8 protein-coding genes and 1 rRNA gene are annotated in these 7,885 nt (G+C 66.6%); all 9 read left to right on the top strand.

Going from position 1 to position 7,885, the window contains the following annotated elements; genetic code table 11:
* A 5S ribosomal RNA gene (rrf, locus tag ACIBJH_RS29525) occupies window positions 1-95 on the top strand; the annotation flags it as partial.
* Between the two features lie 110 nt (window positions 96-205).
* Window positions 206-814 carry a CDP-alcohol phosphatidyltransferase family protein gene (locus ACIBJH_RS29520; RefSeq protein ID WP_399119896.1) on the top strand — a complete coding sequence of 203 codons (609 nt, stop codon included), beginning with the start codon at window positions 206-208 and terminating at the stop codon, window positions 812-814.
* Window positions 815-928: 114 nt separating this feature from the next.
* Window positions 929-3,424: a mannose-1-phosphate guanyltransferase gene (locus ACIBJH_RS29515; RefSeq protein ID WP_019075736.1), complete on the top strand. Its 2,496-nt coding sequence runs from the start codon at window positions 929-931 to the stop codon at window positions 3,422-3,424.
* A 167-nt stretch (window positions 3,425-3,591) separates the two neighbouring features.
* Window positions 3,592-4,428, top strand: a complete 837-nt coding sequence (locus ACIBJH_RS29510; RefSeq protein ID WP_399119895.1) for a DUF881 domain-containing protein — start codon at window positions 3,592-3,594, stop codon at window positions 4,426-4,428.
* Window positions 4,425-4,757, top strand: coding sequence for a small basic family protein (locus ACIBJH_RS29505; RefSeq protein ID WP_019059351.1), 333 nt, complete (start codon window positions 4,425-4,427; stop codon window positions 4,755-4,757). The genes ACIBJH_RS29510 and ACIBJH_RS29505 overlap by 4 nt, the downstream gene beginning before the upstream one ends.
* 5 nt (window positions 4,758-4,762) lie before the next feature.
* The gene (locus ACIBJH_RS29500; RefSeq protein WP_399119894.1) at window positions 4,763-5,599 is read left to right on the top strand and encodes a DUF881 domain-containing protein; all 837 of its coding nucleotides are present in this window, start codon (window positions 4,763-4,765) and stop codon (window positions 5,597-5,599) included.
* Between the two features lie 61 nt (window positions 5,600-5,660).
* Window positions 5,661-6,542, top strand: coding sequence for an FHA domain-containing protein (locus tag ACIBJH_RS29495; protein ID WP_399119893.1), 882 nt, complete (start codon window positions 5,661-5,663; stop codon window positions 6,540-6,542).
* Between the two features lie 43 nt (window positions 6,543-6,585).
* Window positions 6,586-7,323, top strand: a complete 738-nt coding sequence (locus tag ACIBJH_RS29490) for a MerR family transcriptional regulator (RefSeq protein WP_201053928.1) — start codon at window positions 6,586-6,588, stop codon at window positions 7,321-7,323.
* A gap of 85 nt (window positions 7,324-7,408) precedes the next feature.
* Window positions 7,409-7,882 (top strand): bifunctional nuclease family protein, encoded by a 474-nt coding sequence (locus tag ACIBJH_RS29485; protein WP_006123076.1) that lies wholly within the window; start codon window positions 7,409-7,411, stop codon window positions 7,880-7,882.
* The last annotated feature ends 3 nt before the right edge of the window (window positions 7,883-7,885 follow it).

Genomic DNA, 7,885 nt, shown 5'->3' with positions numbered 1-7,885 from the left:
AAACGCCCGGTTACATTCCGAACCCGGAAGCTAAGCCTTACAGCGCCGATGGTACTGCAGGGGGGACCCTGTGGGAGAGTAGGACGCCGCCGAACTCCTTTTAGAGCTCTGGCTCTTGGGCACGCAGCCCAAGAGCCAGAGCTTTTTTGCGTTGGGGTAGGGTCAGGGGGCATCGTCGGAACGTTTTCCCACAGGAGGCCCCCGGGTGGAGGTCCAGGAGACCCGCGTCCAGACAGACCGGGTGCTCACCATCCCGAACATCCTCAGCATGGCGCGCCTGGTCGGCGTACCCATCTTTCTGTGGTTGATCCTCAGGCCCGAGTTCGGAGGCCCCAAGAGCGACGGCTGGGCGCTCCTGGTGCTGATGCTGAGCGGGATCAGCGACTACCTGGACGGTAAGCTCGCGCGGCGCTGGAACCAGATCAGTAGCCTTGGCCGGCTTCTTGATCCCGCTGCGGACCGGCTCTATATTCTCTCGACTCTCGTCGGACTCACCTGGCGCGAGATTCTGCCAATCTGGTTGACCGCGGCACTGCTGGCGCGGGAGCTGGTTCTGTTGGTGGTGGTCGCCGTCCTCAGGCACCACGGCTATCCGCCGCTGCAGGTGAACTTCCTGGGCAAGGCAGCTACGTTCAACCTGATGTACGCGTTCCCGTTGCTGTTGCTCAGTGACGGAAGTGGATGGCTTCCGTCACTCGCAGCGATTTTCGGATGGGCGTTCGCAGGATGGGGTACAACGCTGTACTGGTGGGCAGGAGTCCTCTACGTGGTACAAGTCCGCCGCCTGCTGCGCGCGGATGCCACGGCCGACTGACCTTGCCGATGGGGCGGTAACAGTCGCTCGATGGCCCGTTGCGCAAAAGTGCGGGACAATCTGGACTGGTGAAGTCGGCTAGACCGTCGTCTCTCAGAGGAGGACGCTTCCGACATGAAGGCCGTCGTGATGGCCGGAGGCGAAGGCACACGCCTTCGCCCCATGACCTCAAGCATGCCCAAGCCACTGTTGCCCGTGGTCAATCGACCGATCATGGAGCACGTGCTGAGGCTGCTCAAAAGGCATGGGCTCAATGAGACCGTAGTCACCGTGCAGTTCCTGGCCTCGCTGGTCAAGAACTACTTCGGTGACGGCGAAGAGCTCGGCATGGAGCTCTCGTATGCCAATGAGGAGAAGCCACTCGGTACCGCCGGAAGCGTCAAGAACGCCGAAGAGGCGTTGAAGGACGATGCCTTCCTCGTCATCTCCGGTGATGCCCTGACCGACTTCGACCTCACCGAACTGATCAATTTCCACAAGGAAAAGGGTGCGCTGGTCACGGTCTGTCTGACCCGGGTGCCCAATCCGCTGGAATTCGGCATCACCATCGTCGACGAAGAGGGAAAGGTCGAGCGTTTCCTTGAGAAGCCGACCTGGGGCCAGGTCTTCTCGGACACGGTGAACACGGGCATCTATGTGATGGAGCCCGAGGTCTTCGACTATGTCGAGGCCGATGTTCCCGTCGACTGGTCCGGCGATGTCTTCCCGCAGTTGATGAAGGAGGGCAAGCCGGTCTACGGCTTTGTCGCCGAGGGCTACTGGGAGGACGTCGGTACTCACGAGAGCTATGTGAAGGCGCAGGCCGATGTCCTGGAGGGCAAGGTCGACGTCGAGATCGACGGCTTCGAGCTGTCGCCGGGCGTATGGGTGGCCGAGGGTGCCGAGGTGCATCCCGACGCGGTTCTCCGCGGGCCTCTCTACATCGGTGACTACGCCAAGGTGGAGGCCGGCGCCGAAATCCGTGAGCACACCGTCATCGGTTCGAACGTCGTCGTAAAGACCGGGGCTTTTCTGCACAGGGCGGTCGTGCACGACAACGTGTACGTCGGCCAGCACAGCAATCTTCGTGGCTGTGTCGTCGGAAAGAACACCGACATCATGCGTGCGGCTCGGATCGAGGACGGCGCCGTCATCGGTGACGAGTGCCTGATCGGTGAAGAATCGATCGTGCAGGGCAATGTGCGGGTCTACCCGTTCAAGACGATCGAGGCGGGCGCCTTCGTCAACACGTCGGTCATCTGGGAGTCGCGAGGGCAGGCGCACCTGTTCGGCGCTCGTGGTGTGTCCGGGATCCTGAACGTCGAGATCACACCGGAACTCGTCGTGCGTCTCGCCGGCGCCTACGCCACGACGCTCAAGAAGGGCTCCACGGTCACCACGGCCCGAGACCACTCCCGCGGTGCCCGTGCGCTCAAGCGTGCGGTGATCTCCGCCCTGCAGACCAGCGCGATCGACGTACGGGACCTGGAGAACGTTCCGCTGCCCGTGGCCCGGCAACAGACCGCGCGGGGCAGTGCCGGTGGGATCATGATCCGGACCACACCCGGGGTGCCGGACTCCGTCGACATCATGTTCTTCGACAGCCAGGGCGCCGACCTCTCACAGGGGAGCCAGCGCAAGCTGGACCGGGTGTTCGCGCGCCAGGAGTACCGGCGTGCGTTCCCCGGTGAGATCGGGGACCTGCACTTCCCGGCCAGTGTCTTCGACTCGTACACCGGGTCCCTGCTGCGGAATGTCGACACGACCGGAATCGCGGACTCCGGCCTGAAGGTCGTGGTGGACGCCTCGAACGGCAGCGCCGGGCTCGTGTTGCCCAGCCTTCTCGGCAAACTCGGTGTGGACTCGCTGACGATCAATCCCGGTCTCGACGAGTCCAGGCCAACGGAGACCGCGGACACGCGGCGTTCGGGGCTGGTGCGGCTCGGCGAGATCGTGGCCTCCGCGCGGGCCGCGTTCGGGGTGCGGTTCGACCCGGTCGGTGAGCGGTTGTCGCTCGTCGACGAGAAGGGGCGGATCGTCGAGGACGACCGGGCCCTGCTCGTGATGCTCGACCTGGTGGCCGCCGAGCGGCGCAGCGGGCGGGTGGCGCTGCCGGTGACCACCACGAGGATCGCCGAGCAGGTGGCGGCCTATCACGGGACCCAGGTGGAGTGGACGACGACCTCGCCGGACGACCTGACCAGGGTCGGGCGCGACGAGACGACCATCTTCGGTGGGGACGGCAAGGCCGGGTTCATCATCCCGGAGTTCAGCAGTGTCTTCGACGGTGCCGCAGCCTTCGTACGACTCATCGGGCTGGTGGCGCGGACTCAACTCACGCTGAGCCAGATCGATGCCCGGATTCCGCGGGCGCACGTCCTGAAGCGGGATCTCGCGACTCCCTGGGCCGTCAAGGGACTTGTGATGCGCCGGGTCGTGGAAGCGGCCGGTGATCGCTTTGTCGACACCACGGACGGGGTACGCGTGGTGGAGACCGACGGGCGCTGGGTGATGGTGTTGCCCGACCCGGCCGAGGCGGTCACTCATCTGTGGGCCGAAGGGCCCGACGACGCTTCCGCCCAGGCCCTGTTGGACGAGTGGTCGGCGGTCGTGGACAGCGCCGGACGGTAAAACGCGGACCACGCGCGCGTGCCGGACATGTCTCCCCAAGGGGGCCTGTCCGGCACGCCGGTGGGGCCATTCGGAGGTACAGGCCACCACGTGCGACGATGTGCGGCATGCCGCAGCAGCCCCCCGTTCGGAGCACACCCACGCGCCCTGCGCGTCCGGACGCATCCATGTCGCTGCTCACCAACGTCATGGACCACAGCCTCGACGAGGGTTACGCCGAGGCCGCCGCCCGCAAGAAGGCCGCGGGCGCGAGCGGCATGCCAAAGCCCCTCCGGACGAAGCTCGGTCTCGCCGCCGGCCTCGTACTGGCGGCCCTTGTCGTGACCCTGGGAGCGGCGCAGGCGCGAGTGGCCGCCCCCGTGGTGGCCAAGGAGCGGCAGGAACTGATCGACCGTATCGACAAAGAGACCAAGTCGGCGGACAAGTTGGAAGACACCGTCGACACACTCCGGGACGACGTGAGCGCGCGGCAGCGGGCGGCACTGAAGACGAGCGGCGGCAGCGGCCAGGCGGACCTGGTGAGCATGCTGTCCGGCGCGACCGCGGTGCACGGCCCCGGTGTGAAGCTCGTCGTCGACGACGCGAAGGAAGCCAGCAGCAGCGGGGGCGACAACCCGCGCGAGACCGCGGACTTCTCCGACACCGGGCGGGTGCGCGACCGCGACATGCAGCGCGTGGTCAACGGGCTGTGGGCGGCGGGTGCCGAGGCCGTCTCCGTCAACGGGCAGCGGCTGACGGCACTGTCCGCGATCAGGGCCGCGGGCGACGCGATACTGGTCGACAACAGGCCACTGGTGCCGCCCTATACGGTGCTCGCGGTGGGGGACGGCAAGCGTCTGAGCACGAGGTTCCAGAACGGTGCCGACGGGCTCTACCTGAACGCTCTGGAAGACAACTACGGCATCAGGGCGACCATCGCCGTGGAGAGCGATCTCCGGCTGCCCGCCGCGCCGAGTGTGATCGTACGAACAGCACAGCCGAGAACTGAGAAGGGCACATCGTGATCGCCGTACTGGGCCTCATCGTGGGAGTGGTGGCCGGAATCCTGGTCCGGCCTGAGGTGCCGGTGGTTGTCGAGCCCTATCTGCCGATCGCGGTCGTCGCGGCGCTCGACGCCGTCTTCGGTGGTCTGCGGGCGATGCTCGACGGGATCTTCGACGACAAGGTCTTCGTGGTGTCGTTCCTGTCGAACGTGGTCGTGGCCGCGCTGATCGTGTTCCTGGGCGACAAGTTGGGCGTCGGCGCCCAACTGTCCACGGGTGTTGTGGTCGTTCTCGGCATCCGGATCTTCTCCAACGCCGCGGCCATCCGCCGGCACGTCTTCCGGGCGTGAGGTAGATGAGCAACGAGGACGAGCAGCCGGAGAACCGGCTGCGCAGGGAACTGCCCGAAGAGGTACCGGCGTCTGCTTCCTCGGAAGCGCCGGTCGCCGAGGAGACGCCCGCTCCCACCGTCACGGGTCGGCAGCGGCTGGTGCAGGGGCTGTGGCCGCCGCGCGCCAGCAGGGCCCAACTCATCGTCGCCGTGCTGCTGTTCGGCCTCGGCTTCGGGCTGGCCGTGCAGGTCGCCTCGAACAGCAACAGCGACAGTGCGCTGCGCGGGGCCCGGCAGGAAGATCTTGTGCGCATTCTCGATGAACTGGACGACCGTACTCAGCGTCTAGAGGACGAGAAGCAAGGTCTGCAGAAACAGCGTGACGAGCTGGAGAACAGCTCCGACCAGGCCGAGGAGGCCCGCAAGCAGACCGCCGAGAAGGAGAAGCAACTCGGCATTCTGGCGGGCACCGTGGCCGCGCAGGGACCCGGCATCACGATGACCATCGACGACACGAAGGGAACGGTCGAGGCGGACATGTTGCTCGATGCGGTCCAAGAGTTGCGCGCTGCGGGCGCGGAGGCGATCCAGGTGAACGGTGTACGTGTGGTCGCCGGCACCTATCTGACGGACTCCGACAAGAGCGTGAGCGTCGACGGGAACAAGATCAACGCCCCCTATCGTTTCAAGGTCATCGGCAAGCCGCAGGATCTCGAACCGGCGCTCAACATCCCTGGAGGTGTGGTGCAGACTCTTGAGAAGGAGCAGGCCACCGTTACCGTCGGGCGGTCGAGCAAGATCGTTGTGGATGCCTTGCGGGCCGCGAAGCAGCCTGACTACGCTCGGTCGTCCTCCCGGTGAACCGGGGGTGCATGGGGACCGTCCGGCGAGGGCATGAGGTTGCGGGGGGTCGACGCACCGATTGGGTGGTGCGTGGTGGAAACTGTCTGGTGGATACGGACGTTGTGAGGATGTCCGGGTCGACCGGTGTGTTCAATCAGGGTTCGTCCTGCCCCACGGGCGGGTCTGTTTCGGTCAAGGGGAATCGCCCGTGAAGTTGTTTGCGAAGTTGTTCGGCAAGAGTGCGAAAGAGAGCAGCGACAATCAGACCGCTCGCCATCGCGCACAACCGGACGCGGAAGGCCAGCGTCCGCTGTTCCGTGACCAGGTCGCTGGTCAGGGCGCGCCGTCGGTTGACCCTGCGCAGCCCGGCGACATAGGTTTCGGGCAACCGTCAACCTCAAGTACGGGTGGAGGGTTTTCCCCTATGTCGGCCCTGGTGTGTACGAGGTGCGGTAACCGCAACGCGGAGAACAGCCGCTTCTGTTCCAACTGCGGTGCGCCGCTGCGACCCGGCGTGACCCCGGAGCGCGCGTCCGAGACGACGTCGACCATCTCGATCTCCGGTCTTGAGGCCTACGACGCCGAGGTGACCGGCCAGACGCAGATGCCGACGCTCTCCCCGGAGGCACAGGCCGCCGTCGACGCGCTGCCGTTGGGCTCGGCGCTCCTGGTGGTGCGCCGCGGTCCGAACTCGGGCAGCCGCTTCCTGCTGGACGGCGAGTTGACCACGGCCGGCCGTCACCCGCAGAGCGACATCTTCCTGGACGACGTGACGGTCTCGCGCCGCCATGTGGAGTTCCGGCGCGTTGCCGACGGTTCCTTCACGGTCGCCGACGTCGGCAGCCTGAACGGCACCTACGTCAACCGTGAGCGCATCGACTCGGTTCCGCTGGCCAACGGTGACGAGGTGCAGATCGGCAAGTACCGGCTGGTGTTCTACGCGAGCCAGCGGGGTTACTGACCCTCCCTCGGACTGGGTCCGGGGGATTCCCCCAGGAAGGTCCATGCTTCAAACACCGAGCGGCGGTGCCGGGCACGGTACCGCCGCCACGGACACCGGGCTGATGAGCATCGGCACGGTGCTGAACACGCTGCACGACGAGTTCCCCGAAGTCACCATCTCCAAGATCCGATTCCTGGAGTCGGAGGGGCTCATCGAGCCGCAGCGGACCCCTTCCGGCTACCGCAAGTTCAGCCCCGCCGATGTCGAGCGCCTCGGCCATGTCCTGCGGATGCAGCGGGACCACTATCTGCCGCTCAAGGTGATCCGCGAGCACCTCGACGCCATGGAGCGCGGGGAAGCCGCGCCCCTGCCCACGGTGGGGCGTCAGCGGGACGGCGAGGTCGTCCTGGAGCCCGTGGAGGGCCCCACGGTGGCCAGGATCGGGCGGGCCGAGCTGCTGGCCGCCGCCGGGATCGGCGAGCAGGAACTCGACGAGTGGGAGTCGTACGGGCTCATCGCGCCGCTGCCGGACGGCGTGTACGACGCGGAAGCCGTCACCGTGGCCGGGCTCGTCCTGGAGTTGGGGCGGTTCGGGATCGAGCCGCGGCACCTGCGCGCGATGAAGGCCGCAGCGGACCGCGAGGCCGGGCTCGTCGACCAGGTGGTCGCCCCGCTGAAGCGGCACCGCAATCCGCAGACGAGGGCCCACGCGGAGGCCCGTACGAAGGAGCTGGCGGGGCTCACGGTGAAGCTGCACGCGGCGCTGGTGCAGACCGCGCTCGGAGTGCGTCTGCCCTGAACCGGACGGGATCGCGGCCCCCTGATCGGTCACCCGTTCTCGGCCCGACTACCCAAACGTCCCGGGCACGGCCTAGGGTTGCTGTGTGAACGAGCTCGATGTCGTAGGTGTCCGGGTCGAAATGCCCTCCAACCAACCGATCGTGCTCCTGCGTGAAGTGGGAGGCGACCGCTACCTCCCCATCTGGATCGGGCCCGGGGAGGCGACGGCGATCGCCTTCGCACAGCAGGGCATGGCCCCCGCACGACCGCTGACCCACGACCTGTTCAAGGACGTGCTGGAGGCCGTCGGCCAGGAGCTGACCGAAGTACGCATCACGGATCTGCGTGAGGGCGTCTTCTACGCCGAGCTGGTGTTCGCCAGCGGAGTCGAGGTGAGCGCCCGCCCGTCCGACGCCATAGCGCTGGCACTGCGTACCGGGACGCCGATCTACGGCAGCGACGGCGTGCTCGACGACGCCGGCATCGCGATCCCGGACGAGCAGGAGGACGAGGTGGAGAAGTTCCGCGAGTTCCTCGACCAGATCTCGCCCGAGGACTTCGGGACCAACAGCCAGTGAGAT

This window comes from Streptomyces sp. NPDC050548, from assembly GCF_044457385.1.
Taxonomy (GTDB): domain Bacteria; phylum Actinomycetota; class Actinomycetes; order Streptomycetales; family Streptomycetaceae; genus Streptomyces.
Note: the sequence above shows the minus strand (reverse complement) of the source record. Positions and strands in the feature narration are given on the sequence as shown.

What these genes read in the sequence shown, in the direction of transcription:
- ACIBJH_RS29515 (WP_019075736.1), top strand. Translation starts at nt 929, where the DNA reads ATGAAGGCCGTCGTGATGGCCGGAGGCGAAGGCACACGCCTTCGCCCC.
- ACIBJH_RS29510 (WP_399119895.1), top strand. Translation starts at nt 3,592, where the DNA reads ATGTCGCTGCTCACCAACGTCATGGACCACAGCCTCGACGAGGGTTAC.
- ACIBJH_RS29500 (WP_399119894.1), top strand. Translation starts at nt 4,763, where the DNA reads ATGAGCAACGAGGACGAGCAGCCGGAGAACCGGCTGCGCAGGGAACTG.
- ACIBJH_RS29490 (WP_201053928.1), top strand. Translation starts at nt 6,586, where the DNA reads ATGCTTCAAACACCGAGCGGCGGTGCCGGGCACGGTACCGCCGCCACG.